At 69.5% G+C, this 23,748-nt stretch carries 23 protein-coding genes, 1 tRNA gene and 2 pseudogenes; 15 read left to right on the forward strand and 11 right to left on the reverse strand.

Annotated elements, in window-relative coordinates; all coding sequences use genetic code 11:
• Positions 1 to 28: 28 nt before the first annotated feature.
• Both AC1RRV_RS13675 and AC1RRV_RS13680 read right to left on the reverse strand, forming a co-directional pair.
• Positions 29 to 757 carry a GNAT family N-acetyltransferase gene (locus AC1RRV_RS13675; RefSeq protein WP_492860201.1) on the reverse strand — a complete coding sequence of 243 codons (729 nt, stop codon included), beginning with the start codon at positions 755 to 757 and terminating at the stop codon, positions 29 to 31.
• Positions 754 to 1,386: a TlpA family protein disulfide reductase gene (locus tag AC1RRV_RS13680; RefSeq protein ID WP_492860202.1), complete on the reverse strand. Its 633-nt coding sequence runs from the start codon at positions 1,384 to 1,386 to the stop codon at positions 754 to 756. The genes AC1RRV_RS13675 and AC1RRV_RS13680 overlap by 4 nt, the downstream gene beginning before the upstream one ends.
• Here AC1RRV_RS13680 and argH point away from each other — a divergent pair, their 5' ends adjacent.
• From argH to lysA, 3 genes are read left to right on the forward strand one after another with little or no spacing between them, the layout of a single operon-like run.
• Complete coding sequence (gene argH, locus AC1RRV_RS13685; RefSeq protein WP_492860203.1) at positions 1,387 to 2,808, forward strand: argininosuccinate lyase; 1,422 nt, start codon at positions 1,387 to 1,389, stop codon at positions 2,806 to 2,808.
• The gene (locus AC1RRV_RS13690) at positions 2,787 to 3,128 is read left to right on the forward strand and encodes a hypothetical protein (protein WP_492860204.1); all 342 of its coding nucleotides are present in this window, start codon (positions 2,787 to 2,789) and stop codon (positions 3,126 to 3,128) included. The genes argH and AC1RRV_RS13690 overlap by 22 nt, the downstream gene beginning before the upstream one ends.
• A gap of 9 nt (positions 3,129 to 3,137) precedes the next feature.
• On the forward strand, positions 3,138 to 4,403 hold the full coding sequence (gene lysA, locus AC1RRV_RS13695) for a diaminopimelate decarboxylase (protein WP_492860205.1): 1,266 nt from the start codon (positions 3,138 to 3,140) through the stop codon (positions 4,401 to 4,403).
• A 151-nt stretch (positions 4,404 to 4,554) separates the two neighbouring features.
• Here lysA and AC1RRV_RS13700 read toward each other — a convergent pair whose 3' ends face one another.
• Together AC1RRV_RS13700 and AC1RRV_RS13705 are read right to left on the reverse strand one after the other, a co-directional pair.
• Complete coding sequence (locus AC1RRV_RS13700) at positions 4,555 to 5,133, reverse strand: phosphoribosyltransferase (RefSeq protein ID WP_492860206.1); 579 nt, start codon at positions 5,131 to 5,133, stop codon at positions 4,555 to 4,557.
• Positions 5,078 to 6,037: an MJ0042-type zinc finger domain-containing protein gene (locus AC1RRV_RS13705; RefSeq protein WP_492860207.1), complete on the reverse strand. Its 960-nt coding sequence runs from the start codon at positions 6,035 to 6,037 to the stop codon at positions 5,078 to 5,080. The genes AC1RRV_RS13700 and AC1RRV_RS13705 overlap by 56 nt, the downstream gene beginning before the upstream one ends.
• 58 nt (positions 6,038 to 6,095) lie before the next feature.
• Here AC1RRV_RS13705 and ftsE point away from each other — a divergent pair, with 58 nt between their 5' ends.
• Genes ftsE through AC1RRV_RS13725 form a run of 4 tightly spaced genes read left to right on the forward strand, consistent with a single transcriptional unit; the run spans position 6,096 to position 9,014 of the window.
• On the forward strand, positions 6,096 to 6,803 hold the full coding sequence (ftsE, locus tag AC1RRV_RS13710) for a cell division ATP-binding protein FtsE (protein WP_492860208.1): 708 nt from the start codon (positions 6,096 to 6,098) through the stop codon (positions 6,801 to 6,803).
• The gene (locus tag AC1RRV_RS13715; protein WP_492860209.1) at positions 6,800 to 7,693 is read left to right on the forward strand and encodes a cell division protein FtsX; all 894 of its coding nucleotides are present in this window, start codon (positions 6,800 to 6,802) and stop codon (positions 7,691 to 7,693) included. Before ftsE ends, AC1RRV_RS13715 begins: the two co-directional genes overlap by 4 nt.
• Complete coding sequence (locus AC1RRV_RS13720; protein ID WP_492860210.1) at positions 7,690 to 8,307, forward strand: YdcF family protein; 618 nt, start codon at positions 7,690 to 7,692, stop codon at positions 8,305 to 8,307. Before AC1RRV_RS13715 ends, AC1RRV_RS13720 begins: the two co-directional genes overlap by 4 nt.
• Positions 8,304 to 9,014 carry a lysophospholipid acyltransferase family protein gene (locus tag AC1RRV_RS13725; protein WP_492860211.1) on the forward strand — a complete coding sequence of 237 codons (711 nt, stop codon included), beginning with the start codon at positions 8,304 to 8,306 and terminating at the stop codon, positions 9,012 to 9,014. Before AC1RRV_RS13720 ends, AC1RRV_RS13725 begins: the two co-directional genes overlap by 4 nt.
• Here AC1RRV_RS13725 and AC1RRV_RS13730 read toward each other — a convergent pair.
• Positions 9,011 to 9,559 carry a gamma-glutamylcyclotransferase gene (locus AC1RRV_RS13730; RefSeq protein WP_492860212.1) on the reverse strand — a complete coding sequence of 183 codons (549 nt, stop codon included), beginning with the start codon at positions 9,557 to 9,559 and terminating at the stop codon, positions 9,011 to 9,013. The two genes, AC1RRV_RS13725 and AC1RRV_RS13730, sit on opposite strands and share 4 nt — an antisense overlap.
• A gap of 29 nt (positions 9,560 to 9,588) precedes the next feature.
• On the opposite strand from AC1RRV_RS13730, the gene AC1RRV_RS13735 reads away from it, so the two are divergent.
• The 5 genes from AC1RRV_RS13735 to AC1RRV_RS13755 all read left to right on the forward strand — a co-directional run bounded on the left by AC1RRV_RS13735 (position 9,589) and on the right by AC1RRV_RS13755 (position 14,063).
• Positions 9,589 to 10,611 (forward strand): DUF2125 domain-containing protein, encoded by a 1,023-nt coding sequence (locus tag AC1RRV_RS13735; protein ID WP_492860213.1) that lies wholly within the window; start codon positions 9,589 to 9,591, stop codon positions 10,609 to 10,611.
• Positions 10,612 to 10,707: 96 nt separating this feature from the next.
• A complete protein-coding gene (locus AC1RRV_RS13740) occupies positions 10,708 to 11,508 on the forward strand; it encodes a chorismate mutase (RefSeq protein ID WP_492860214.1) in 801 nt (266 codons plus the stop codon).
• Positions 11,509 to 11,553: 45 nt separating this feature from the next.
• The gene (gene hisC, locus AC1RRV_RS13745; RefSeq protein WP_492860215.1) at positions 11,554 to 12,675 is read left to right on the forward strand and encodes a histidinol-phosphate transaminase; all 1,122 of its coding nucleotides are present in this window, start codon (positions 11,554 to 11,556) and stop codon (positions 12,673 to 12,675) included.
• Positions 12,676 to 13,614, forward strand: coding sequence for a prephenate/arogenate dehydrogenase family protein (locus AC1RRV_RS13750; protein WP_492860216.1), 939 nt, complete (start codon positions 12,676 to 12,678; stop codon positions 13,612 to 13,614).
• A gap of 107 nt (positions 13,615 to 13,721) precedes the next feature.
• Positions 13,722 to 14,063: an EF-hand domain-containing protein gene (locus tag AC1RRV_RS13755; RefSeq protein WP_492860217.1), complete on the forward strand. Its 342-nt coding sequence runs from the start codon at positions 13,722 to 13,724 to the stop codon at positions 14,061 to 14,063.
• Positions 14,064 to 14,121: 58 nt separating this feature from the next.
• On the opposite strand, the gene AC1RRV_RS13760 is transcribed toward AC1RRV_RS13755, so the two are convergent.
• Positions 14,122 to 15,681 carry a DUF885 domain-containing protein gene (locus AC1RRV_RS13760; protein ID WP_492860218.1) on the reverse strand — a complete coding sequence of 520 codons (1,560 nt, stop codon included), beginning with the start codon at positions 15,679 to 15,681 and terminating at the stop codon, positions 14,122 to 14,124.
• A gap of 184 nt (positions 15,682 to 15,865) precedes the next feature.
• Here AC1RRV_RS13760 and AC1RRV_RS13765 point away from each other — a divergent pair, with 184 nt between their 5' ends.
• Positions 15,866 to 17,728: a glycoside hydrolase family 9 protein gene (locus tag AC1RRV_RS13765; RefSeq protein WP_492860219.1), complete on the forward strand. Its 1,863-nt coding sequence runs from the start codon at positions 15,866 to 15,868 to the stop codon at positions 17,726 to 17,728.
• A 22-nt stretch (positions 17,729 to 17,750) separates the two neighbouring features.
• Here the strand turns inward: AC1RRV_RS13765 and AC1RRV_RS13770 are convergent, their stop codons facing one another.
• Positions 17,751 to 18,350, reverse strand: a complete 600-nt coding sequence (locus tag AC1RRV_RS13770; RefSeq protein WP_492860220.1) for a winged helix-turn-helix domain-containing protein — start codon at positions 18,348 to 18,350, stop codon at positions 17,751 to 17,753.
• Positions 18,351 to 18,455: 105 nt separating this feature from the next.
• Here AC1RRV_RS13770 and AC1RRV_RS13775 point away from each other — a divergent pair, with 105 nt between their 5' ends.
• Complete coding sequence (locus AC1RRV_RS13775) at positions 18,456 to 19,601, forward strand: S41 family peptidase (protein WP_492860221.1); 1,146 nt, start codon at positions 18,456 to 18,458, stop codon at positions 19,599 to 19,601.
• Here AC1RRV_RS13775 and AC1RRV_RS13780 read toward each other — a convergent pair.
• Complete coding sequence (locus AC1RRV_RS13780) at positions 19,598 to 21,580, reverse strand: S9 family peptidase (protein ID WP_492860223.1); 1,983 nt, start codon at positions 21,578 to 21,580, stop codon at positions 19,598 to 19,600. The two genes, AC1RRV_RS13775 and AC1RRV_RS13780, sit on opposite strands and share 4 nt — an antisense overlap.
• 123 nt (positions 21,581 to 21,703) lie before the next feature.
• Here AC1RRV_RS13780 and AC1RRV_RS13785 point away from each other — a divergent pair.
• Positions 21,704 to 21,778, forward strand: a tRNA-Gly gene (locus tag AC1RRV_RS13785).
• A gap of 27 nt (positions 21,779 to 21,805) precedes the next feature.
• On the opposite strand, the gene AC1RRV_RS13790 is transcribed toward AC1RRV_RS13785, so the two are convergent.
• From AC1RRV_RS13790 to AC1RRV_RS13800, 3 genes and pseudogenes are all read right to left on the reverse strand, one after another.
• Positions 21,806 to 22,840 (reverse strand): ATP-binding protein, encoded by a 1,035-nt coding sequence (locus AC1RRV_RS13790; protein WP_492860517.1) that lies wholly within the window; start codon positions 22,838 to 22,840, stop codon positions 21,806 to 21,808.
• Positions 22,834 to 22,936, reverse strand: a pseudogene (locus AC1RRV_RS13795) (hypothetical protein); the annotation flags it as partial. The pseudogene AC1RRV_RS13795 and the gene AC1RRV_RS13790, both read right to left, overlap by 7 nt.
• A gap of 12 nt (positions 22,937 to 22,948) precedes the next feature.
• A pseudogene (locus AC1RRV_RS13800) lies at positions 22,949 to 23,734 on the reverse strand (PAS domain-containing protein); the annotation flags it as partial.
• Positions 23,735 to 23,748: the final 14 nt, after the last annotated feature.

Consider the following 23,748-nt stretch of genomic DNA (forward strand, 5'->3'; position numbering starts at 1 on the left):
CACCGATGCCGGACGGCGACCTCAGCCTTCAGCGGGTCCAGTAGCGATAGAGATAGGCGGGCTCGAAGCCTTCGTCGGCGTAGAGGGCGATGGCCGCGGCGTTGTCGGCCTCGACCTGCAGCCAGGCGCGCTCGGCGCCCAACCCCTTCGCCTCGGCCAGCAGGGCCCGCAGCACCCGGCGCGCCAGGCCCTTGCGGCGATGGTCGGGCGCGGTGCGCATGCCGAAGACGCCGACGAAACCACCGCCGACGGCGCTGGCCCCGATCGCGGCGGCGGCCCCGTCGATGTCGAGCCGCGCGAACCGAGCCGGCGGCGGGATGCGGCCGAGGGCCTCCAGACGTTCGCGGCCGTCCTCCGGATCGCCGGCGGTGGCGGTGAAGACGGCCTCGAAGGTCGCGTCCGGCGCGGCGGCGACGCGGACGGCGGGATCACCCTCCCCGCCCGTCGGGCCCAGCATGACCACGGTTTCCTTGCAGGGCGCATAGCCTCGGGCGGCCAGGCGCTCGGGCAGGTCGCTCGGCGCGAAGACACCGTCGGTCAGCTTGAAGCGCGGCGGCAAGCCGCGCGCGGCGAACCAGGCCTCGACGGCGTCCAGCGCCTCTTCCGGATCGCGGTCCGGCGCCGCCAGCGGCCAGCAGGCGTTGATCCGCATCGAGCGGCCAGACGACGCGTTCAGCCGCCACCCGCCCAGCCGGGCCCGCTCGCGAGCCGGCCAGGCGTCGTCGGCCAGGGGCTCAAGGATCGCGGGATCGATCACTTCTCGGCCAGCAGCTTCTCGACGATGCCGCGCGCCTCGGGGCCGGACCAGTCGGCCGGGCCGGCCATCCGCGCGCGCTCGCGGCCCTGGCGGTCGTAGATCACCGTGGTCGGATAGCCGGCCGCACGCGGTTCCATGGCGAACGAGAGCTTGTAGCCCGGATCCCGATACGTCTTCAGCGGCGGGTTGGCGGCCATCTCCTCGTTGACGAGGTTCAGGTCGCTGTCGCGGTCCACGCTGATCGGCAGCACGGTGACCGGCTGGGTCGCATAGGCGGCCTGCAGCTTGGCCAGGGTCGGCATCTCGGCCTTGCAGGGCGCGCACCAGGTGGCCCACAGGTTCATGACCACCACCCGCCCCTTGAAGTCGGCCAGGGTGGCCGGCTTGCCGTCCAGGCTGGTGAACACCGTGGTCGGCGCGGCGCGCGGTTGGGCCGGCACATCGAGCTTTTCCAGCGTCCCCTTCTTGAATTCTGTGAGGTTGGCGGGACCAGAGGGTTTGAACGAAGCGGTGGCGATGACGTATAGAACCGCCGCGACGCCCACCAGGGCGACGCCCAGGATCGCCCATTGCAACGGGTTGCGCTTCGGCGCGGCCTTACCGTCTTCGACCGAGTGGACTTCGTTCATATGACCGACAACGCCTCCAATACGCCCAAGCCCGCCAAGGGCCAGGGTCAAGCCATGTGGGGCGGTCGGTTCACGGCCAAGCCGGCGGAACTGATGCAGGCGATCAACGTCTCCATCGGCTTCGACAAGCGCCTTTGGGCGCAGGACCTGGCAGGCTCCCGCGCCCACGCGCGGATGTTGATGAACCAGGGCGTGATTTCAAGCAGCGATGGCGAGGAAATCCTCGGCGGCCTCGCGCGGATCGAGGACGAGCTGCTGACCGGGACCTTCCCGTTCCGCGACGAGTACGAAGACATCCACATGAACATCGAGGCGCGGCTGCGCGAGATGATCGGCGCGGCCGCCGGTCGCCTGCACACCGCCCGCTCGCGCAATGACCAGGTGGCGCTCGACTTCCGCCTGTGGGTCCGCGACGCCGCCGACCGGTCCGCCGATCAGCTGGAAGCGCTGCAGAAGGCGCTGCTGGCCCAGGCCGAGACCTATGCCGACGCCCTGATGCCGGGCTTCACCCACCTGCAGCCCGCCCAGCCGGTGACCTTCGGCCACCACCTGATGGCCTATGTCGAGATGTTCGGCCGCGACGCCAGCCGGTTCCGCGACGCCCGGGCCCGCATGAACGAGTGCCCCCTGGGCGCGGCCGCCCTGGCCGGCTCGCCCTTCCCGATCGATCGCCAGCAGACGGCGACGGCCCTGGGTTTCGATCGCCCGACCGCCAACTCGCTGGACAGCGTCTCGGCGCGCGACTTCGCCCTGGAAGCTTTGTCGGCCGCCTCGATCACCGCCACGCATCTGTCGCGCCTGGCCGAGGAGATCGTGTTGTGGACGACGCCGATGTTCGGCTTCATCAAGCTGACCGACGCCTTCACGACCGGCAGCTCGATCATGCCGCAGAAGAAGAACCCGGACGCCGCCGAGCTGATCCGCGCCAAGGTCGGCCGCATCCTGGGCTCTCTGACCACCCTGACCGTGGTCATGAAGGGCCTGCCGCTGGCCTATTCGAAGGACATGCAGGAGGACAAGGTCCCGACCTTCGAGGCCTTCGACGCTCTCGAACTGAGCCTGCTGGCCATGGCCGGCATGGTCGCCGACCTGACGCCGAACACCGAGACCATGGCCAAGGCCGCCGGCGCGGGCTTCTCGACCGCCACGGACCTGGCCGACTGGCTGGTGCGGACGCTGAACATGCCTTTCCGCGACGCGCACCACGTGACAGGCTCGGCCGTGAAGGCGGCTGAAACCCTTGGCGTCGACCTGGCGGATCTTTCCCTGGAGCAGTTCCAGGCGATCGAGTCGCGGATCACCCAGGACGTCTATGCCGTTCTGACTCCGGCCGCCTCAGCGGCCAGCCGCATGAGCTATGGTGGGACGGCTCCCGCCCAGGTCCGCGCCCAGATCGCGCGTTGGAAGGAAGTGCTCGCATGACCCGCTTTAAGAAGAGCTTTGGGCGTCCCGTCACCCTGATCGCCCTGGCGGCGCTCGCCCTGACCGCTGCGGCCTGCGGCAAGCAAGGCGTCCTGGAGCGTCCCGCGCCGATGTGGGATCCGGCCAAGAAAGCCGCCTGGGAGGCCGAGCGCCGCGCCGGCTCGGCCCAGGCCAACCAGCCGGCCCGCGCCGGCGGCACGCAGGAGGTCCGTGACCCGGCCTCCAGCAGCCGCACCATCCGCGCCGCGCCGCTGCCGGGCACCAAGGATCCGTTCGGCGGCCCGTCCGCCGCCGGCTTCCCCGGCGCCACCCCGAACTAAGGCGATCCGTTGAACCACTTCGAGTACGCCCCCCAGGGCCTGGCCTGCGAGGGCGTGCCCCTGGCCAAGATCGCGGCCGAGGTCGGCACGCCGGTCTACGTCTATTCCCGCGCCACCCTGGAGCGGCACTTCACCGTGTTCCGTGACGCCCTGGTCGCGGCCGGCGTGGTCGACCCGCTGGTCGCCTACGCCGTGAAGGCCAATTCCAACGTCGCGGTGCTGAAGGTGCTGGGCGACCTGGGCGCCGGCGCCGACACGGTCTCGGAGGGCGAGGTCCGCCGCGCCCTGGCGGCCGGCATCCCGCCCGAGCGCATTGTCTTCTCCGGCGTCGGCAAGGCCCGTCGCGAGATCGAGTTCGCCCTGAAGACCGGCGTCGCCGAGATCAATGTCGAGTCAGAGCCAGAGCTGAACCTGATCGCCGAAGTCGCGGCTGGCCTGGGCGTGAAGGCCAAGGTCGCCTTCCGGGTCAATCCGGACGTCGCGGCCGGCGGTCACGCCAAGATCGCCACCGGCAAGTCCGAGAACAAGTTCGGCGTCTCGTTCGCCGAGGCCGCGCGCCTCTACGCCAACGCCAGCAACAACGCCAATCTCGAGCCCATCGGCGTGGCTTGCCACATCGGCAGCCAGATCACTGACCTCACGCCCATGCGGGCGGCCTTCACCAAGATGCGGGGCCTGGTCGAGCAGCTGCTGGGCGAAGGCCTGTCGGTCGAGCGCCTGGACCTGGGCGGCGGCCTGGGCGTGCCCTATTTCAACCACCCCGAACCGCCCTCGCCGGCCGAGTTCGCGGCCATGGTCGGCGAGGTCACCAAGGGCCTGCCCGTGAAGCTGGCCTTCGAGCCGGGCCGGGTGATCGCCGCCAACGCCGGCGTGCTGGTCTCGGAAGTGATGCACGTCCACGAGCGTCCGGAAGGCCGCAAGTTCCTGGTCATCGACGCGGCCATGAACGATCTGATGCGTCCGGCCATGTACGACGCCTTCCACGACATCCGTCCGGTGACGAAGCGCGGCGGCGAGACGGTCTATGACGTGGTGGGTCCGGTTTGCGAGACGGGCGACACGTTTACACGTGATCGCGCCTTGCCGCCGCTGGCGGCGGGCGAGCTGGTGGCCTTCATGTCGGCCGGCGCCTACGGCTCGGCCATGGCCAGCGAATACAACACCCGGCCAATGGTGCCGGAGGTCCTGGTCGACGGCGACCGCTACGCGGTGATCCGCGCGCGGCCGACCTATGAGGAAATACTGGCGCGGGATCTCGTGCCGGACTGGGTCTGATCTGAGAAACCCCTCTCCCCTTGCGGGAGAGGGTGGCCCACGAAGTGGGTCGGGTGAGGGGTCGCGCCGCCCTATCGGACAGGCCTATCAACCCCTCATCCGTCGGCTACGCCGACACCTTCTCCCGCAAGGGGAGAAGGAAACCAAATCGTCAGTCCATCGCGCCGATGTACGGCAGGCCCCGGCTCTTGCCCTCGTCGTCGAGGCCGTAGCCGACCAGATAGCGCGCGGGCGCTTCCCAGGCGACGAAGTCGGGCTCCATGCCGCGATCCTTGGGCCAGGGCTTGCGGGCGAAGACGGCGGTCAGCACTTCGCTGGCCCCGGCGTCCTTCACCAGGCGCGCGGCCTCCGACAGCGACAGGCCGGTGTCGAAGACGTCGTCGACAACCAGGGCGCGACGGCCGATCAGCGGACGCTGCAGGTCGGCGCGGACCTCGCAACGACCCGTGCTCTTGCGCTCGTCGTGGTAGGAGGCCAGCCACAGGGCGTCGAAACGCACATTGCGGCCCGCCTTGTAGAGGGCGCGGGTCAGGTCGGCGGCGAACCAGAGACCGCCGGTCAGCAGGCAGACCACGACGGTGTCGTCGTCGATGCGCGGCGCGATGGCTTCGGCCAGCTTCTGAACCCGCTCGGCGATCTCGGCTTCCGAGATCAGGACTTCGGGCTGCGTGGTGTCATTCATGATGGGCGGGTTCGCGAGAGGGAGGGGAATTTGCCTCCCCGCTCTCATGTCCCGGGGGTTCCTGTCCAGCCGCTTCGTGCTCGACGGGGGCGTCTTGGGCCCCGCGAAGCGACAGTTCGGGTTCGTTTCCGTGGCCTTCGGGCTTCTTCAGGGCGGCTTTCACCGCCTTGGAGGCGCCGGCCTCGGTCGCGAAGCCGATCTGCAGATCCTTGGCCGTACGCGACGGGTTCATGAAGGTGATCGAGAAGTGGCGCACCTCGCCCGGCGGGATCTTGGCGTCGGCCGCCGCGGCCAGCTGACCGGCGACGCGCTTTGAATCCTTGTTCAGCAGCTCGACGCGCAGCGGCGGGGCCGTCACCGCATGCTCGGTGATGTTGCGGATCGAACCGGTGATGATCACGACGGCGTGGCCGTCCTGCATCGAGGGCTGTGCCTTGATGCTGTCGCGATCGATGACCAGGCCGACGGTGTTCACCGGCAGACCGACGGCGGCATAGGCCCCCGCCGAGCCGGGCAGGATGCGGACGACGTCGATGCGGAAGATCAGGGCGGCGACCACGACGACCGCCATGGCGGCGGCCATGCCGGCCCAGATGACGCCCGTGGCGGTGGCTTCGCGCAGGCGACGCTCGGCGTCGGCGCGGGCGCGGAAGACTTTCGGCAGCTCCTCGCCGGGCAAGGCGCTGACCGGCGGTTCGTCGGCCTCGCCGCCGGCGCCTCCGGCCAAGGCCTCGGAAACCTGATCGGCGCTCTCGGCCTGGCTGGCCAGGGTCGGGGGTTCAGGATCGTCGAAGAGGTCGTTCGCCTCTTCGTTACGGGCCGTCCAACGGTTGCCGCAGGAGGCGCAGCGCACGACACGGCCAGCCGAGCCGACCTTAGAGTCGTCGACGAAATAGCGGCTGGCGCACTCCGGACAGGTCAGTATCATGGCCGCGAATCGAACGCTCCCCACACAGCTCAATGGGGTCGCTGATTTTAACCCTCATGTCCAGAAAGCCCAGTGACGCGCCTTGCGGATCGACACACAACAGGGCGATGACGCCCTACCGGTGGTCCGCTTCGAAGGCGTCTCAATGCGCTACGGCCGGGCGCCGGAAACCCTAAGGGACATAAGCTTTTCCCTGGATCAGGGCTCGTTCCATTTCCTGACCGGGGCCTCGGGCGCGGGCAAGAGTTCGCTGCTCAAGCTGATCTATCTGGCCCACCGTGCGTCACGGGGTCGCGTCGAGCTTTTCGGCCGCGATGTGAGCCTGACTCACACGTCCGACCTGCCGTTCCTGCGCCGCCGGATCGGGGTGGTGTTCCAGGAATTCCGCCTGCTCGAGCATCTTTCGGTGTTCGACAACGCCGCCCTGCCGCTGCGGATCCTCAAGCGCAAGCCGGCCACCTATCGCGAGGACGTCGCCGAACTGCTGAGCTGGGTCGGTCTCGGCGACCGGATGCACGCCCTGCCCGCGACCTTGTCCGGCGGCGAGAAGCAGCGCCTGGCCATCGCCCGCGCCGTGGTCGACCGCCCCGACGTCCTGCTGGCCGACGAGCCGACCGGTAATGTCGACCCGGCCATGTCGCTGCGCCTGCTGCGCCTGTTCGTCGAGCTCAATCGCCTGGGCACCACGGTCCTGATCGCCACCCACGACGAGGACCTGGTGGCCCGCGCCGCCCGCCCGACCCTGCACCTCGAGCAAGGCCGCCTGGTCGATGTCGGAGGCCCGCGATGAGCGAGTTCTTCCAGGTCGCCCGCTGGAAACCCGGCCCGCTGTTGCCGCCGCGCGACGCCCGCGACGGGGCTCTGATCTTCGTCGTCGCGGTGCTGTGCTTCCTGGCCTGCCTGACGGGGTTCGCCGCCCTGGCCGCCAATCGCGCCGCCAATGGCTGGACCTCGCAGTTGACCGGCTCGGCCACGGTGGTGGTCCGCGCCCGCGCCAACGAAAGCCCCGACAGCGCCGCGGCCCGCGCCGCCGAAGCCCTGGCCGGGATCAAGGGCGTGGTCGAGGCCCAGGCCCTGCCGCGCGAGAAGGCCGAAGCCCTGCTGGAGCCCTGGCTCGGCAAGGACGCCCTGGTCGCCGACCTGCCGACCCCGCGCCTGGTCACCCTGGATCTCGATCCCAAGGCTCCGCCCACCGCCGCTATGCTGGACCGGGCCCTGAAGACGGCCGGGGTCGACGCCACGGTGGACGATCACAGCCGTTGGATCGCCGACATCGAGCGCGCCGCCCGCCTGGCGCGACTGGCGGCCCTGGGCGTCTTCGCCCTGATCGCCGCCGCGACCGCCGCCGTCATCGCCTTCGCCACCCGCGCCGGCCTGGCCGCGCGTCGCGACGTGATCGAGGTGCTGCACTTCTCCGGCGCCGAGCAAGGCTTCATCGCCGGCCTGTTCCAGAACCGCTTCGCCGTCATGGGCGCGGCGGCGGGCTTGCTGGGCGGGACCGGCGCGGCCATCATCGGCGTGATCGCGCGGTATTTCGGCGGTGGCGCGGGGGTTGCGCCGATCCTGCCGCTGGCCTGGATCGATCTGGCCGTCGCCCTGCCTTGTCCGCTGGTCGCCGCCCTGATCGCCGGAATCTCGGCCCGCCTGGCCGCCTCGCGCATCGTGGGGGAAATGCCGTGAAGAGCCTGGCCGCGCTGCTGATCGCCCTGATGATCTGGGGCCTGGGCCTGTTGGCCTTCGCCGGCCGCGTGGACCAGTCGACGCCCGCGCCCGAACCGCCGATCGCCGATGGCGTCGTGGTGCTGACCGGCGCGTCGAACGTCCGCCTGGAGGCCGCCACCAAGCTGCTCGAGGAGGGCAAGGGCCAGCGCCTGCTGATCTCCGGCGTCAATCGCGAGGCGACCCGCGCCGATGTCCAGACCGTCACCAAGGCGGTCAAGCCGATCTATGACTGCTGCGTGGACCTGGGGTTCACCGCCGCCAACACGGTCGGCAACGCCATCGAGACCGCCGACTGGGCCAAGTCCAAGGACTATAAGAGCCTGATCGTGGTCACGGCCGACTATCACATGCCGCGCTCGATGCTGGAGCTGCGGGCCGCCATGCCGGACGTGACGCTGCACCCCTACCCGGTCAAGACCGACCTCAACGCCCACCGCTGGTGGAAGACCAGCATCAGCGCCCGGCGGATGATCGTGGAATATTGCAAATACCTGGCGATCCTGGGCCGCGAGGCGTTCCTTGGGCTGGGACCAAAAGAGAAGGCCGCCCCGGCGGTGAAGGAAGCGTCTTGATCTATCTGCGTTCGTTTCTTTTCCAGCTGTTCTTCTGGCTGTGGTCGATCGGCTGGTCGATCGGGATGATCCTGACCTATCCCTTGCCCCGCCGCGCCAACACCTGGTCGCTGTCGACCTGGGCCAAGGGCTTGATCTGGGGCCTGCGCTGGCTGGCGGACGTCAAGGTCGAGGTGCGCGGCGAGCAATATCGCCCGACCGGCCCGGCCCTGCTCGCGCCCAAGCATCAGTCGATGTTCGACGTCTTCAGCCAGTTCGCCCTGCTGCCCGACGCCTGCTTCGTGATGAAGAAGGAACTGCTGATGGTGCCGCTGTTCGGCTGGCACGGACTGAAGGCGGGCATGGTCGTCGTCGACCGCGGCGGCCATTCGACGGCGCTGAAGAAGCTGGTCCGAGACTCCGTCGGGCGCATGCAGGAGAGCCGCCAGATCGTGATCTTCCCGGAAGGCACGCGCGGCGCCGTAGGCCAACCGGGCGAATACAAGCCCGGCATCGCCGCGCTCTATCGCGAACTGAACATGCCCGTCACGCCGCTGGCCCTGAACTGCGGCTCGCACTGGAACAAGGGCTTCATCGTCAAGCCCGGCACGATCGTCTTCCACTATCTGGAGCCGATCCCCGCCGGCCTGAAGCGCGGCGAGTTCATGCGCGAGCTGCAGACCCGGATCGACACGGCGACCAAGGCGCTCGAGGACGAAGGGATCTAGCGCCCTTCCCGCGCCTCGACCAACTTCAGCAGCTTCTCCATGGCGTGGTCATTCACGCCGTCCTCACGCAGATGCAGGACCAGGTCGCGGAGATAGTCGATGTTCGGCCCCGACAGGCCCTTGGCGCCGGCGATCAGTTCCGCCTGCTGCTCCAGGGTCAGCGCCCCGGCCCACTGGCCGTGCTTCATGTCCGACAGGAAGACCAGCGCCTCAACCCGCCCATCGCCGTCGATCTTCACCTCGCGGGAGGTCTCGAAATAGGTCTCGGTCGGCTGCTCGCGTTCGCGGAGATAGGCGTAGACGCCCTCCCACTCGCTGGCCGCCACGCGATAGGCCATGCCGCGCACCGAGCCGCCGGGGGCCAGACCCAGGACCAGGCCGGGACGCTCGTAAGTGCCGCGATGATGCACCGAATAGATGCAGAAGGCCCGCCGCCGCCCGTGGAGCACGGCCGTTCTTCGGTCTATGAACGGGAACCCGGGCCGCCACATCAGCGATCCGTACCCGAACACCCAGCGATCCTCGCCGCCGCTCTCTAAGCTCATCACCGTTCCCGACTGGACGCGCCCTTTACATGACCCATAACGACGACGCCCCGTCCCGCAAAGCCCCCCAAAAGGCTCGGCGCAGCCGTCTGTTCGCGCCCTTCATCCTCGCCGCTCTGGTCGCGGGCGGCTGGAGCTATGGCTGGTTCTGGCTGCGCGGTCAGGCCGAGCAGCGCATGGACGCCCAGTCGGCTGACCTGAAGTCGCGTGGCTACGACCTGTCATGGAGCGCCCGGACCTTCCACGGCTTCCCGTTCCGGATGGACATCGACCTGGCCGACGTCCGCATCGCCGAGCCCACCGGCTGGGCCGTCCGCGCGCCAGTGCTGAAGGGCGAGGCCGCCGTCTACGACCTGACTCACTGGGTGCTGGTCGCGCCGGAAGGCGTGGTTCTGACCCGTCCCGAGGCGGGCGACGTGACCATCACCGGCCAAGCCTTGCGCGCCAGCATCTCGCACGTCACCGAATATCCGCCGCGCGTCTCGATCGAAGGCGCCAAGCTGAACTTCCTCCCCGCCCCCGGCGCCAAACCGTTCCAGCTGGTCTCGGCCGACAACATGCAGCTGCACCTGCGCGCCGGACCGGATGACCAGGGCGCGATCTTCTTCAAGGCCGGCGGCGCCAAGACGGCGTTCACGGGTCTGCTCGGCCGCCTGGCCCAGGACAAGACCGCCTCGATGATCCTGGAGACCCGCCTCTCCCACGTCTCGTACCTGCGGGGCCGCAACTGGGAAGCCGCCGTGAAGCGCTGGAGCGAGGCGGGCGGCGAGATCACCGTCCAACAGAGCCACCTCCTGGCCGGCGACGCCGAGGGCAAGGCCAAGTCCGGCGTGCTCGGCGTCGACTCGCAGGGCCGCGTCACCGGCTCCCTGAACGTGGCGCTCAAGGAGCGGGCCGACCTGTCGCAACCGATCAGGACGCCCGAGCAGGCGCTCGCCGCGGCCGCCCAGGCTATGGGTCAGGAACCGGTGATCGAGGCCGATCTCCAGTTCCGGGACGGCCGCACGTTCCTGGGCGTGATCGACACCGGACCCGCGCCGACGGTCTACTGATCGGGCGCCAACCACGCAATTTTCTTCCCGTGCGGGCTGGCTATTGCGTGTTTGGCGGCAAAGACTATGGTCCGCCCTCCAATTTCGGGGAAGAACATGGGCAGCGACGCGACGGACGCCACACCGTCTCTCGAAGAAGTCCGATGGCGGCTGGACGCCATCGATGGTGAACTGCTGAAGCTGATCGACGAGCGCGCCAGCCTGGCCGGCGCCGTCGCGGCGGCCAAGCGCGCCTCGGGCGATACGGGCTTTGGCCTGCGTCCCGGCCGCGAGGCCCAGATCGTCCGCAAGCTGCTGGAGGCGCCGCGCAAGGGCGCCGGCGCTGGCCTGGTCATCCGCATCTGGCGCGAGATCATGGCCGACAACCTGGCGCGCCAGGGCCCTTATCATCTGGGCGTGTTCGGCGGCCGCGAGCCGGCCCGCGCCGTGGAGCTGACCCGCCTCCGCTTCGGGACCGCGCCGCGCCTCTCCATCGTTCCTACGGCACAGGACGCCCTGACCATCGCCCGCTCGCCCTGGGGCGTCGCCGTCCTGCCGCTCGTGTCCGACACGCCCTGGTGGGGCCGCCTGCTGGCCGAGCCCAAGCTGAAGGTCTTCGCCGCCCTGCCCTGTCTGGCGACCTGGGGTCCGCAGGCCGCGCTGGCCGTGGCCGAGGTGGACGTCGAGCCGACCGGCGGCGACCAGACCTTCTGGGTCACCGACTCGCCCAAGAACGCCGCCGCCATCGTCGAGACCCTGAGCCAGACCGACATCGCCGCCGAGCTGATCGCCGAAGCCGGCGGGCTGAAGCTGTTCTCGCTGTCGGGCTTCTTCCAGCCGCAGGACGAGCGCCTGGCCCGAGGGCCCGGCCAGCTCACTGGCGTCATCGGGGCTGCGCCCGAACAGTTCGACGTGTAAGAACCGGCCGCTCGCCCATCGAGCCGTCCGTAACCGAGTAGTCCGATGACCGCCGCTCCCACCGACCGCTTCGCCGCGCCCCGTCCCGTCCCCAAGCCCGGGATCATGGACATCCACGCCTATGTCGGCGGCAAGTCGAAGGTCGAGGGCATCGCCCACCCGGTGAAGCTGTCGAGCAACGAAAACATCCTGGGCAGCAGCGACAGGGCCCGCCAAGCCTATCGCGACGCCGTCGACCGCCTGCACATCTATCCGGACGGCAAGGCGGGCATCCTGCGCGCCGCCGTGGCCGAGCGCTTCAAGCTGGAGCCCGAGCGCCTGACCTTCGGTGACGGCAGCGACGAGATCTTCGCCCTCCTGAACCAGGTCTATCTCGAGCCGGGCGACAACATCGTCCAGGGCGAGCACGGCTTCGCCGCCTACGCCATCGGGGCCCGCGCCTGCCAGGGCGAGGTGCGGATGGCCAAGGAGATCAACCACCGCATCGACGTCGACGAGGTGATGAAGTGCGTCGACGAACGCACGCGCCTGGTCTTCATCGCCAACCCCGCCAATCCGACCGGCACCTGGCTGACCGGCGAGGAAATCCGCACCCTGCACGCGGCCCTGCCGCCGTCGGTGATCCTCGTCCTGGACGGCGCCTATGCCGAGTTCTGCAGCGATCCGCGCTTCGAGGACGGCCTCGACCTGGCCCGCACCGCCGAGAACGTGATCGTCACGCGGACCTTCTCGAAGATCCATGGCCTGGCCGCCCTGCGCGTCGGCTGGGGCTATGCGCCCAACCACATCATCGAGCCGATCGAGCGCATCCGTCCGCCGTTCAACACCTCGATCCCCGGCCAGGAAGCCGCCATCGCGGCCCTGTTCGACGACGAGTTCCAGGCCCGCTCGCTGGCCCTGGTCGAGCAGTGGCGGCCCTGGCTGGCCCAGCAGCTGGGCGGCGTCGGCCTGGAAGTGACGCCCTCGGCGGCCAACTTCGTGCTGGCGACCTTCCCGACCACGCCGGGCAAGACCGCCCGCGAGGCCGAGGCCTTCCTGGCGTCGCGGGGCTATCTGGTCCGCGCCGTGGGCAACTACAACCTGCCGGACTCGATCCGCATCACCATCGGCCTGGAAGAGCAGAACCGCGCCGTCGTCGACCTGCTCGCCGAGTTCATGGGCCGCTAGATGTCCAATCCCGGCGTCCTTTATCCCAAGATCACCGTCATCGGCTTCGGCCTGATCGGCGGCTCGATCATCCGCGCGGCCCGTGAGCACGGCGTCGTGGGCGAAGTCACCGTGGCCGACGCCAGCGAGGTCCACCGGGCCCGCGTCGTCGAACTGAATGTCGCCGAGCACGTCACCGGCGACATCGCCGAAGCGGTCAAGGACGCGGATCTGGTGGTCATCGCCACCCCGGTGCTGTCGATCCCCGACCTCGCCGCCATCGTGATCCCGGCCATGAAGGCCGGCGCCACCCTGACCGACGTCGGCTCGACCAAGGGCAATGTGGCCGAGGCCTTCCGCGCCCAGGACCTGTCGAAGATCTTCGCCATCCCCGGTCACCCGATCGCCGGCACCGAGCAGTCGGGCCCCGACGCCGGCTTCGCCGAGCTGTTCGAGAACCGCTGGACGATCCTCACCCCCCTCGAGAGCGAGGACGAGCGCTACGCGGCCGCCGTCGCCAAGCTATCGACCTTCTGGCGCGCCTTCGGGGCCCAGGTCGAGCTGATGGACGACAAGCACCACGACCTGGTGCTGGCCGTCGTCTCGCACCTGCCCCACCTGATCGCCTACACGATCGTCGGCAGCGCGGCCGACCTCGAGAACGTCACCGAGAACGAGGTCATCAAGTACTCGGCCTCGGGCTTCCGCGACTTCACCCGCATCGCCGCCAGCGACCCGACCATGTGGCGCGACATCTTCGTGGCCAACAAGGACGCGGTGCTGGAGATGCTGGGCCGCTTCACCGAGGACCTGCAGGCCATGAGCCGCGCGATCCGCTGGGGCGACGCCGACACCCTGCACAACCACTTCACCCGCACCCGGGCGATCCGACGCGGCATCGTCGCCGCCGGCCAGGAAAGCGCCGAACCGAACTTCGGGCGTGATCGCGGGAAGCACTGACCACGTCTCGCCCGGTCCGATACCGCCGCAATCTCGAAATAAGCCAGCAACAATCCAAGGCCATTCACACCGACCAGGGACATCTCACCCGGAAGGAAACACCCTCTATGCGCCGCACGCTTCTCGTCGCGCTCGCCTCGCTCAGCAGCCTCGCCGCCGGCGCTGCGATGGCTCAGGACGCTCCGCCCCCGCAGATGCGGATGCCGACTCCGGAAGAGGCCATCAAACGCCTCGACACCAACACCGACGGCGTCGTCGACAAGGCCGAGTGGACCACCGCCGGCCGTCCGGAAGACCGTTTCGCCATGCTCGACGGCGACAAGGACGGCAAGGTCACCGTCGACGAGATGAAGGTGGCCTTCGAACAGATGCGCGCCCGTCGCGCCCAGCAAGGCGGCCAGGGCGGCCCGCCTCCCGGCCCGCCGCAAGGCGCTCCTCCGCAGAACTAGGCGATCCCAAGGATCGTTTCGAAACCCCGCCTGGCCAGCCCGCCAGGCGGGGTTTTCTCTATTGGGCCAGCACCCGCGCCCGCAGCATCGACAGCGGCAGAGTTCCCGGCCACAGCACGTCGTCGTGGAAGGTCTTGGGGTCGAAGTCGCGGCCCCGGCGCTTGCGGGCGGCCTCGCGAAGGCGGACCAGTTCCAGCCACGCCAGCCCCTGGCCCGCCGCGCTGCCCGGCCCGATAGCGGCGCGTTCGACATCCTGGGCGATGGGCGCGAAGACGGGAGCCGGGCCTTGCAGGTCGGCGAACCAGGCTTCGGCCTTGGCGCGGCTCCAGCCCTTGGCGTGCAGGCCGGTGTCGACGACCAGGCGGCCGGCGCGAAACAGCATCCACTGCAGATAGCCCAGCTCCGACAGCGGATCGTTGGCGAAGGCGCCCTCCTCGTCGGCGACCTGCTCGGCATAGATCGCCCAGCCCTCGACAAAGCCCGGACAAGCAACCCGCGAGCGCAGCGGATGTGCGCCGGAGCCTTCCTCCATCGGGATCTGCAACATGTGGCCGGGCGCGCTTTCGTGGTGGACCACGCTGGCCAGAGTCCAGCTGGGGCGACTACGGATGGCGGCCAGGTCGACGAAATAGACGCCCGGCCGCTTGCCGTCGAAGCTCGGCGCATCCCGATAGCCTTGACGGGCAGCGGCCTCGTCGGCGGGCGACATGCGCGAGATCCTGGCGGTCCGGGTCCCGGGCGGCACGGCGCCGAACGATGTCGGCAGGCGAGCCCTGGCCTTGTCCAGCCAGACGTTCATGTCAGCGACGAGCTTGTCGCGGCCGGCATTGTCGTCGGCGTAGAGCCATCGTGGATCGCGTGACAGGGCCGTCAGCCGCGCGCCCAGCGTCCCCTTGGTCAGCCCCTGAGCCCGCAGCAACCTGTCGGCCCGCGCGCCGAACCGTCGGGCCGCCTCCAGACCCCGCGCGTGAGCCTCGGCCGGCGTGATCGCCATGCCGAGATTGGCCTTCAGGACCAGAGCGTAATAGGCCTCGGCGTCCTTGAAGCGAACGCCCGCGCCGTCGCCGGCCTTGGCCCTGAGGGTTGTCAGGGTTTCGCCCTGGCGCGTCAGGGCGGTCGCCAGATCGCCGGAGGCGCCCGCGCCCGCCTTGGCGATGCCCGCCACCAGCTTGTCGATCACGAAGGCCGGCGGGACCACGCCTTGGCCGGCGTCGGCGAGGATCCTGTCGGTCTCGATATCGAGCTTCACGCTCAGCGCGCCCGGCGACTCGCCGCCCGCCTTGACCGCGTCGGCGACCCTGAGCCAGGCGCCCGCACGGGGGGTGACCGCATAGGGCGAGCCGGGGCCCGTTCCAAAAGGGAAGCGGCTGACGATCTCGGCCTCGGATTCGAAGGCCTGGAGGACGGCGTCGCGATCGAGGCGGGCATTGGGCGACAGGCCCTCGGCCGGGAAGCCCTTCAACGCCGCCACACGATCGGCGGCCGCGCCCCCCTTGGCCAGCTTGTCGAGCAGGGTCCTGAGCGCGGCGTCGGCGGTCTCGCGCGCCACGGCGGTTCCGGTCGCCAGCAGAGCGCCACCGGCGACCACGCCTCCCAGGGTTTGGCGGCGGCTGAGCATGGCGTCCTCCCGGAGTCTGTTCCCTGAGCCTGTCTTACGCGGGCCGACACCGGTGTCCAGGCGACCGCGCCGCCAACATCGAGATACCGGTAACAAAGCTCGTGACAACGCTGTCGTCTTGCCGCTAGCTTGGCGGTCAAGGCGCGCGCCGAACACCTGGAAGACGCGCCGGGAGGAAGCGTTGATGCCCCGTCTGGCCGCCCTGTCGTTCGCCTCGTTGTTCGTGCTCGCGGGCGCCGCCCAGGCCGAGGAAGCGCCCCGCGCCATCCGCCTGAACCAGACCGGCCTGGAAGCCCTGGGCCCCAAGCGCGCCGTGCTGGCCGATCCCGCCAAGGACGCGCTGGACTGGACCCTGCTGGACGCCTCGGGCGCGGTCGCTGCCCAGGGCAAGACCAAGGTGTTCGGTGATGACGCCGCCTCGGGCGAGCACGTCCACCAGATCGACTTCTCGGCCTTTCACAAGGCCGGCGACGGCTACCGCCTCAAGATCGGCGCGACCGAGAGCCGCTCGTTCGCCTTGAAGGCCAAGCCGGACGGCAAGCTGACCCGCGCGGCCCTGTCATTCTTCTACCAGCAGCGCGCCGGCGTGCCGATCCAGGCCCGCTTCGTCGAACGCGCGGACCTCGCCCGCCCCGCCGGCCACGCCCCGGACAAGGCGACCTGCTTCGACCTCGCCGACGAGCGCGGCCAGGTCTGGCCGGGCTGCGACTATACGCTGGACGCCAGCGCCGGCTGGTACGACGCCGGCGACCACGGTAAGTACGTCGTCAACGGCGGCATCTCGGTCTGGACCCTGGTCAACGCCTGGGAGCGCGCGACCGTGCTGAAGCGACCCGGCGCGCTGAAAGCCCTGGGCGACGGCGCCCTGGCCCTGCCAGAGAACGCCAACGGCGTCCCCGACATCCTGGACGAGGCCCGCTTCGAGCTGACCTTCCTGCTGGCCATGCAGGTTCCGCGAGGCAAGACCGCCCAGGTCCCGGTCGGCAAGCAGAAGCCCTCGGACGGCAAGCTGACCCTGACCGCCATCGACGCCTCGGGCATGGCGCACCAGAAGCTCGCCGACCGCTACTGGACCGGCCTGCCGACCGCCCCGGCCGACGACAAGCAGGTGCGTTATCTCTACTATCCGACCACCGGCGCGACCCTGAACCTGGCCGCCGTCGCCGCCCAGGCCGCCCGCGTGTGGAAGACGATCGACCCGACCTTCGCCGCCCAGTGCCTCGACGCCGCCCGCCGCGCCTTCGCCGCCGCGCAAGCCAATCCCGAGATCTATGCGATCGGGCCGTTCACCGGCAGCGGCGGCTATGGCGACGGTGAGCTGGCCGATGAATTCTACTGGGCGGCCGCCGAGCTCTACGCCACGACCGGCGACGCCGAGTACGAAAAGGTCCTGCGCGCCTCGCCGCTGTTCCTGGCCTCGCCGACCGTGGGGACGCGGACGACCGGCGACATCGGCTGGAGCTCCGTCGGCGCCCTCGGCACGATCACCCTGGCGCTCGCGCCGAACGGCCTGAAGCCCGCCGAGATCACCCAGGCCCGCGCCAACCTGACCACCACCGCCGGCAAGTATCTGTCCGACGACATCAGCCAGGGCTACGCCCTGCCCTACGCCGCGCCGGGCTATCCGTGGGGCTCGAACAGTTCGGTGCTGAACCGGGCCATGGTGCTGGGCCTGGCCTACGACTTCACCGGCGAGATCGGCTATCGCTTCGGCGCGATCGACGCCATGGACTACGTGCTGGGCCGCAATCCGCTGGACCGCTCGTACGTCACCGGCTTCGGCGCGCGGCCGATGCAGAACCCGCACCACCGCTTCTGGGCCAAGCAGGCCGACGCCAAATATCCCGCCCCGCCGTCGGGCGTGCTGTCAGGCGGTCCGAACTCGACCAGCATGGGCGACCCCGTGGCCAAGGAGATGAAGGGCAAGTGCCGGCCCCAGACCTGCTGGACCGACGACTACCGCTCGTTCACCCAGAACGAGGTGGCGATCAATTGGAACGCGCCGCTGGCCTGGACCTCGGCCTTCCTGGACGACACGGCGCGCTGAGTCCGGCCGCCGGGCGGGACGTCTAGCGCTCGACGAACTCGCGTGGCTGCACGCAGCCGGGCGAGGACGGCTTGGGCGGCGCGCGCTCAGCGTCGGTCGGTCGGCCCACGCCGCGGATCACCTGCACCTGCTTGAGGCAGCGACCGTCGACGCCGCGCTCCATGCGGACCTTGCGGATCTCGAACTTGCGCGGCTCGGCCGCCTGCACCCAGGCATAGGCGCCGAGGCCGCCGGCGCCGCCGACGACGATCGCGACCATGGCGGTGGCCGCCATCCAGGCCGGTCCCCGCGACCAGCGCTGCGCGGCGAGGCGCAGCGCGGGCTGGCGCTCCTCATAGATCCAGCGATAGCCGAGCTTCGGCACCGTCTCGATGAAGCGCGGCGCGCGGGCGTCATCGCCGAGGGCGCGGCGCAGCTTGGCCACGGCCTGGCTCAGCGCCTCGTCGGAGCCGTCGACCTGGCCCCACACCGTTTCGATCAAATGATCGCGCGACGCGGTCAGGCCCGGACGCTCCACCAGGGTGAGCAGCAAATCGAAGACTCGCGGCTCCAGGCTGCTGGCGCCCGTGGGCGCGCGCACGCGGCGGCTCTCGACATCTATCGAGACCTCTCCGAAAGCCATGCGAGGTGGGCTTTTCAACAGTTCAGCTTTCCGAGAGATTTCCGTCAGGACTTCCACGCGGCGATCAACTCCCCATCCGTCTCATAACGCATAAGGAGACGAACTGTGCGGCGCAATTTGGTCATCTTGGCCGGAGTCGGCCTGACCCTCACCACGTTCTTGCCGGCGACGGCTCAGGAGCAACCGCCAGCGACGGCGTCGGTTCCCATCCAGGCGCCCGCGCCGGTCCCGGCCACGCCGGCCGAATACGCCGCGGCGATCGAGACTCTGGCGGGCAAACTGGAAGCCTCCTACCTCGATCCGAAGGTCGGCAAGCAATACGCGACCCTGCTGCGCGCCAACGCGGCGACCTACGCTCAGATCACCGATCCGATGACCCTGGCCAGGCGCATGACCGAGGATCTGCGCGCCCTGCATCCGGACAATCATCTGCGCGTCGCGCTCGAAAGGCCCGGGGGCCCTACCGGCGGCCCCGGCCCGCGCCGCGTCCGCATCGATGGTCCGGGTGGCCCAGGCGGTCCTGGCCCCGGTGGTCCTGGCCCCGGTGGTCCTGGCCCGGGTGGTCCTGGCCCGGGTGGTCCCGGCGGCCCGCGTCCACCGGCCATCGAGGATCCCAAGTGGATCGCGGACGGCGTCGCCTACATCAAGTTCAACATGTTCGACGGCAGGCCCGAGACCCTGGCGGCGCTGGAGACCTTCATGAAGGAGCACGCCGGCGCCAAGGCGATCATCCTGGACGCCCGCACCCATCGCGGCGGCGGCATGGCCGAGATGGACGTTATGCTGCCCTATCTGTACGCCCAGCCTACCCGCCTGGTGAGCATGGACGTGGCCCAGTCGCTGATCGACGCGCGCGGCGGCCCGCCCATGCGCGGCGGCAATATGCGCCAGGTGAAGGCGCCCGCCGGCGTCTTCCGTCAGGAACACTGGGTGACCCCCAACGCCGAGACCCGCCTGCGCGGCGCCAAGGTCTTCTACCTGACCTCGACCCGCACCGGCTCGGCCGCCGAGCACCTGGCCCTGGCGCTGAAGCGCACCCATCGCGGCGTGCTGGTCGGCGAGCACACCGGCGGCGCCAACCACTTCGGCGGTTTCGAGCCCCTGGGCGCGGGCCTGGTCGCCTTCGTCCCGGTGGGCCGAACCTTCGATCCCGACACCGACTGGGACTGGGAAGGCGCCGGTATCCAACCTGACGTCAGCGTCCCCGCCGATCAGGCCCTGGACAAGGCCTTGGAGCTGGCCAAGGGCTAGAGGCCCAGCGCGCCCTTCAGGAACGCATCCGCCCTGTCCAGCATGGTCGCGCGAGCGGCGGAATCGTCGAGCTGGTGGTCCAAACCCCGGAACTCCACCAGCTCGACCTTGCGGCCGGCCGCCTTCAGCCGAGACTGCATCAGACGCGACGCGCCGATGCGGACGTTGGAATCCTCGTCGCCGTGGAACAGCAGCACCGGGGCCTTGATGCGCTCGGCGTTCTGGGCGGGCGAGCCTTCCTTCACGTGCGGGCCGCGCCCGATGAAGTTGTCCCAGATCTTGAAGTTGCTGAAGGCGCGGTGGTCCTCGCGCAGGCTATCGAGGTCGGTGACCGGGGCCACGGCGACGATGGCCTTGAAGAGGTCGGGGTCCAGCACCGACGACTGCAGGGCCGCGTAGCCGCCGTAGGACCAGCCGACGATGGCCAGCTTGCCCGGCGCGGCGATGCCCTGGGACAGCAGCCAGCGGCCGGCGTCGTTGACGTCGCCGATCGCGGTCTTCCACGACTGGAAACCGTTCTGCTGGAACCAGGCCTCGCCATAGCCGCTGGAGCCGCGATAGTTCGGCTGCAGCACCGCATAGCCCTGGTGGGCGAAGAACTGGGCCAGCCAGTCAAAGCCCCACTCGTCGCGCGCGCTGGGACCGCCGTGCGGCATGACGATGGCCGGCAGGTTCTTGCCGTCGCTGCCCGGCGGCAGGGTCAGATAGCCGGGCACCAGGGTCCCGTCGGCGGCCTTGTAGCTGACCGGCTGCACGGTCGAGAGTTTGTACGACGCCAGCTCCGGCCGGCCGGGCATGACCTCGGCCAGCTTCTTGCTGGTCTTGTCGAACAGGTAGTAGTGGCCCGGATCGACGTCGCTGCCGGCCCAGAGCAGGAGGCGCGAACCGTCCTGGCTGGCGTCGACGAAGTGGACCGCCGGATGCCCCGGCAGGGCCTTGGTAAGCGCCGCCGCCAGGCCCTTGAGAGCTGGATCGAAGAACACCGCCTGACGCTTCTCGGTCGCGTAGCTGGCCCCGACCACGCGCCGGTCGCGACCGATCGCGATCAGGCGATCCACGTCGACGTCGTCGTGGGCGACCATCACCTCGCGCTTGGCGCTACCGTCCAGGCTGACCCGCACCACCGCCTGGCGGCCATTGATCCACTCGAAGCCGTAGGCGGCGTTGAGGTCGCGATCGACCGCCACGGGCATGAAACCGGTATGGGCGTCGTCGTCATAGCTGCTCAACGCGACCCACTCGCCGCCGCCGACGGGCCGATACAGGTAGTTGACGCGCACGGTGCTGTAGCCCGTGTTGGTCTTCAGACGCTGACCGACGATGCGCACCGTCCCGTGCTGGTCGGAGATGTACTCCGCCGCGTCGCCGCGCGGCGGCACGACCGGCGTGCGGGCCAGGGTGAGCGTATCCACGCGCTCGACGGCCAGACCTTCGCGCTGGTTGCCCAGCAGCGTGCCGGTGGTCCCCTCCTCCGAATAGTCGCGGGTCATCAGCACCGCACCGGAGGGGTCGTCGGCCAGCCAGTCGACGATGCCGCCACCGAACTGCTGGTAGCTCCACGAGAAGTTCCGGTTGCGGGTGCTGAGCTCAACGACCTTGCCGCCGTCGGCGTCCAGTGCGGCCAAGCGGCTGAAGCCCAGCTTCCGGGCGTCGCGGACCAGCAGCATGTAGATGTTGCAGGCCAGCCGGGTGTTCGACACCCAGCCGCAATCGGTCACGCGGTCGGGATTGCCGGTCGAGCTCAGGATTGGCTTGGGCTGGCTGGAGCCGTCCAGCGGCGCGACGAACACCGCCGTCGCCTGCGGATTGGCCAGGGACTGGACCAACGCCACCGACTTGCCATCGGGCGACATGCTGGCGTCGACCACGCTCTCTCGCGCGCCGAAGGCCTTGGCGGCGGCCGAAACTTCCGCGCCCGCCGTGGGCGCGACCGCCAGCAGAGCCAGGCCAGCGATCGCCCCGCTCGAAACTCTCGACATTCTACTCTACCTGAAATTGCCACCCCGATGAGGCGGCACTAAAGGTCAAGCCGTCGCGCAAGGCAAGGCGCCCATCCGCGCTTGAGTAGGCGCGCAAGCCGAGCTAAACGGGGCGTCCCTTTGGCGGGCGTAGTTCAGAGGTAGAACGTCAGCTTCCCAAGCTGAATGTCGGGGGTTCGATTCCCCCCGCCCGCTCCAAAGGTCCGGTCCAGGGCCGACGCCGTCTCAGTCCGCGTCGCGCAGGATCCGCATCAGGCTTTCCAGGGTGTAGGGTTTGCGCAGCAGCGGAAAGCCGTGCTCGTTCTCCTCGACCAGGATGTGGCTGTAGCCGCTGGTCAGAACCACGCGCAGATCAGGCCACTTCGCCCGGATTTGCCGCGCCAGGTCCAGACCGCTGGCCCCCGGCATCACCACGTCGGTGAAGACGAGGTCGTAGCCCGCCGGATCGGCCTCGATCGCCGCATAGGCTGTCTGGGCGTCGCCGACGCGGTGCACCTTGTGCCCCAGCTCTCCCAGCATGGACGCGGCGAACTGCCCGACCTCCAGGTTGTCTTCGACGAGCAGAATGCGAACCGGCCCGACGGCTTCCTGAAGATTGGGGCTCTCGGGCGCAGCCGCTGTCTCGGGGGCCGATCGGGGCAGGTAGAGGGTGAAAACCGAACCTTCGCCCAGCTGGCTCTCGACGCTGATCTCGCCGTTCGACTGCTTGGCGAAGCCATACACCTGGCTGAGGCCCAGGCCGGTTCCTCGGTTGACGCCCTTGGTGGTGAAGAAGGGTTCGAAGATGTGCGAAGCGACTTCCGGCGACATGCCCGTGCCCGTGTCCGCGATGGCGACGGCCACGAAGTCGCCGGGGGCGCCGGCGTGTCCCCGCACGGGCGGAACGCTGGATGCCGGCGTGACGCGGAGCTTGATCCGCCCGCCCTCCGGCATGGCGTCCCGGGCGTTCACGATGATGTTGATGATCGCGTTGTCGAACTGGCCCGGATCGGCGCTGACCCAGAGCTCGCCGCCCCCGAACACCAGGTCGACCAGGATCGGCGAGCCGACCGAAGCCATGATGATCTGCCGCAGGCCCTCGAGCCGGGCCACCACGTCGAAGCTTTTCGGCTGCAGCGGCTGACGCCGCGAGAAGGCCAGCAACTGGCTGGTGAGCAGGGCCGCGCGCTCGGCCGCCGACGCGATCGCCTCGACATACTTCTCGCGTCGCGAGGCCGCCAGATCACTACGCTGCAGCAGCTCGGCCGAAGACCGGATCACGGTCAGCAGGTTGTTGAAGTCGTGGGCGACCCCGCCGGTCAATCGCCCGATGGCCTCCATCTTCTGGGCCTGAGCCAGGGCCTCCCGGGTGCGTTCGATCTCTTCCTGGACGCGCCGCTTCTCGGTGATGTCCCGCGTGACCTTCGCGAAGCCCAGCAGGCGACCGTTCTCGTCATGGATCGGGTCGATCAGCACGTGGGCCCAGAAGCGTTCGCCGTCCTTGCGCACGCGCACGGCCTCGCCTTCGAACTTGCCGTCGCGCTGAGCGGTCGCCAGGGCTCGCGCCGGCGCCCCGGCCGCGCGGTCCTCCGGCGTGTAGAACATCGCGAAGTTGCGCCCCACGACCTCGCCGGCCCTGTAGCCCTTGATGCTCTCGGCGCCGCTGTTCCAGTTGGTAATGTTGCCGACCGGATCCAGCATGTAGATGGCGTAGTCGCGCACGCCCTGCACCAGCCGCTGAAAGCGCTGCTCGCTCTCGTAGAGCGCCTGGTCGACAGCCTTGCGGGTCGAGACGTCACGCGTGACCTTGGCGAACCCGACCACGTCGCCGGCCGGGTCGATCACCGGATCGATGACCACATGCGTCCAGAACCGCGAGCCGTCCTTGCGCACCCGCCAGCCTTCGGACTCGAAGCGCCCCTCTCGCGCCGCGGTTTCGAGCGCCCGCGCGGGCGCCCCCGCCGCGCGGTCTTCCTCGGTGTAGAATGTCGAAAAGTGCCGGCCGAGAATTTCGTCGGCCGAGTAGCCCTTGAACAGGGCCGCCCCCGCATTCCAGGTCGCGACGGTTCCATCCGCGTCCAGCAGATAGATCGCATAGTCCTTGACGGCGTCCACGAGCAGCTGGATGCGCTCGGCCTCGGCCAGCTCGATCAGCTTTCGCTGCCGTACGGTCATCTTGGCGCTACTGA

Source organism: Caulobacter sp. GW821-FHT11E10, assembly GCF_058808375.1.

Coding starts and splice junctions, on each gene's coding strand:
- AC1RRV_RS13750 (WP_492860216.1), top strand. CDS start 12,676: ATGTCCAATCCCGGCGTCCTTTATCCCAAGATCACCGTCATCGGCTTC.
- AC1RRV_RS13765 (WP_492860219.1), top strand. CDS start 15,866: ATGCCCCGTCTGGCCGCCCTGTCGTTCGCCTCGTTGTTCGTGCTCGCG.
- AC1RRV_RS13780 (WP_492860223.1), bottom strand. CDS start 21,580: ATGTCGAGAGTTTCGAGCGGGGCGATCGCTGGCCTGGCTCTGCTGGCG.
- AC1RRV_RS13740 (WP_492860214.1), top strand. CDS start 10,708: ATGGGCAGCGACGCGACGGACGCCACACCGTCTCTCGAAGAAGTCCGA.
- AC1RRV_RS13680 (WP_492860202.1), bottom strand. CDS start 1,386: ATGAACGAAGTCCACTCGGTCGAAGACGGTAAGGCCGCGCCGAAGCGC.
- AC1RRV_RS13735 (WP_492860213.1), top strand. CDS start 9,589: ATGACCCATAACGACGACGCCCCGTCCCGCAAAGCCCCCCAAAAGGCT.
- AC1RRV_RS13700 (WP_492860206.1), bottom strand. CDS start 5,133: ATGAGAGCGGGGAGGCAAATTCCCCTCCCTCTCGCGAACCCGCCCATC.
- AC1RRV_RS13760 (WP_492860218.1), bottom strand. CDS start 15,681: ATGCTCAGCCGCCGCCAAACCCTGGGAGGCGTGGTCGCCGGTGGCGCT.
- AC1RRV_RS13770 (WP_492860220.1), bottom strand. CDS start 18,350: ATGGCTTTCGGAGAGGTCTCGATAGATGTCGAGAGCCGCCGCGTGCGC.
- AC1RRV_RS13730 (WP_492860212.1), bottom strand. CDS start 9,559: ATGAGCTTAGAGAGCGGCGGCGAGGATCGCTGGGTGTTCGGGTACGGA.
- hisC (WP_492860215.1), top strand. CDS start 11,554: ATGACCGCCGCTCCCACCGACCGCTTCGCCGCGCCCCGTCCCGTCCCC.
- AC1RRV_RS13755 (WP_492860217.1), top strand. CDS start 13,722: ATGCGCCGCACGCTTCTCGTCGCGCTCGCCTCGCTCAGCAGCCTCGCC.
- AC1RRV_RS13715 (WP_492860209.1), top strand. CDS start 6,800: ATGAGCGAGTTCTTCCAGGTCGCCCGCTGGAAACCCGGCCCGCTGTTG.
- argH (WP_492860203.1), top strand. CDS start 1,387: ATGACCGACAACGCCTCCAATACGCCCAAGCCCGCCAAGGGCCAGGGT.